Below are 1,674 nucleotides of genomic sequence, written 5' to 3'. Positions count from 1 at the left end.
CCCCCCGGCCCGCCGCTGGAACCAGCGGTGATCCGCGCGCTGTGGGACTTCGAGGACCCGGTCGGCTCCCAGGGTCGGTTCGCCGCCGCGGCCGCGGACGGCACCCGTCCCGCCGGCCACCGCGACGAGCTGGTCACCCAGGTGGCTCGCGCGCTCGGACTGCAGGGCCGGTTCGACGAGGGGTTCGCGGCGCTCGACGCGATCACGGCCGACGGTGGCGTGGTCGGCGTGCGGGTGCTCCTCGAGCGGGGGCGGCTGCACCGGTCGGCGGGGGACCCGGCTGCCGCGGTCCCGTTGTTCCGCGCCGCCGTCGCCTCCGCGAGCGACGTGGGGGCCGTGGCGCTCGCGGTGGACGCGCTGCACATGCTGGTGCTCGCGGACCCGGAGGGGGCCGAGCGGTGGAGCGCGGCGGCGCTCGCGCTGGTAGCGGCCTCGGGCGATGCCGAGGTGGAGCGCTGGTCCGTCCCGCTGCTCACGAACCTGGGGTGGTCCCGGTTCGACGCCGGGCGGCCGGCGGAGGCGCTGCAGGCCTTCGGGCGAGCTCACGCGGCCAGCACCCGGCCGACGGGTGGCGGGGTGGGTTCGGACGACGAGCAGGTGGCGCGGTGGACCGTCGCCCGATGCCTGCGGGAGCTGGGCCGGGAGGCAGAGGCCCTGGCGATGCAGCGAGCGCTCCTCGTCGAACGTCCCGACGACCCGTATGTGCGCGAGGAGCTGGAGCTCCTCGGGGGTGGGTCGTCGAGCGAGGGTGGTTCGTCGCGCGAGGGTGGGTCGAGCGATGCGGGGCGGTCGGCCCCGTAGCGGGTGCGGCTCGGGGTGAGGTCAGTCCCAGAAGGGCGGCAGGCCGTCGTCCTCGTCGCGGATGAGCTCCAGCAGGAGGGTGGAGTGGTCCTGGAGCACCAGGGTCTCGGTCACAGGTATCGCCTCACGGGTCGGGATCGCCAACCCGTTCAGGGTCTCAAGTCCCGGGCCCCGGCGGGTGGGACCCTTGGGCCATCCGGACGGGATTCACCCGCCGTTCGCCTGTCGGATGCCGGTGGGTGTCCGTGCAGGTCAAGGGCACTTCTGGTGCTGGTCAAGCCGGCGTCCACCGTGTCGTGGCCGGGGGCGGTCAGCCCTCGACCGGGGTCAGCACGAGCACCGGGATGAGGCGGTCCGTCTTCGTCTGGTAGTCGGCGTAGGCGGGCCACACGGCGAGGGCCCGCGTCCACCATTCCTCGCGCTCCGGGCCCGTCGCCTCGTGGACGGCGTAGTCGCGCCGGACTGCTCCGTCCTGCAGCTCGACGAGCGGGTGCGCGACGAGGTTGTGGTACCACCGCGGGTGGTCCGGGGCCCCGCCCTTCGAGGCGATGACGGCGTAGCTCCCCTCGTGCTCGACGCGCATCAGGGCGGTCTTGCGCAGCGTGCCGCTGCGCGCGCCGAGCGACGTCAGCACGATGATCGGCACCCCCTGGAGCGTGTTGGCCTCGGCGCCGCCGGACGCCTCGAAGCGCTCGGCCTGCTCTCGGGCCCACTGCGACGTGCTGGGTGCGTACTCTCCGGTGAGGGGCATGGGGGTGCCAACGCGCGCGCGGGTGCGGAGGATTCCCCGGGGTGCGGGGTTGTCCACAGCGGACGGGTACGGGCTGCCGTCGGGGGTTCGAGGTTGCTAGGTTTTCGCCATGCGGGGGGAAG

2 protein-coding genes are annotated in these 1,674 nt (G+C 74.4%); one reads left to right on the top strand and one right to left on the bottom strand.

Going from position 1 to position 1,674, the window contains the following annotated elements:
- On the top strand, positions 1–801 hold an 801-nt coding region (locus PKY62_RS10385), incomplete at its 5' end, for a tetratricopeptide repeat protein (protein ID WP_324536651.1).
- A gap of 310 nt (positions 802–1,111) precedes the next feature.
- Here the strand turns inward: PKY62_RS10385 and PKY62_RS10380 are convergent.
- Positions 1,112–1,552, bottom strand: a complete 441-nt coding sequence (locus PKY62_RS10380; RefSeq protein WP_324536649.1) for a nitroreductase family deazaflavin-dependent oxidoreductase — start codon at positions 1,550–1,552, stop codon at positions 1,112–1,114.
- Positions 1,553–1,674: the final 122 nt, after the last annotated feature.

Origin of the sequence: Actinotalea sp., from assembly GCF_035443605.1 — a bacterium.
Taxonomy (GTDB): domain Bacteria; phylum Actinomycetota; class Actinomycetes; order Actinomycetales; family Cellulomonadaceae; genus Actinotalea.
The sequence above is the reverse complement of the archived record's forward strand: the minus strand, read 5'-3'. Positions and strand labels throughout refer to the sequence as shown.

Excerpts from the sequence above, each read along its gene's own strand:
- PKY62_RS10380 (WP_324536649.1), bottom strand. The coding sequence starts at position 1,552 with ATGCCCCTCACCGGAGAGTACGCACCCAGCACGTCGCAGTGGGCCCGA.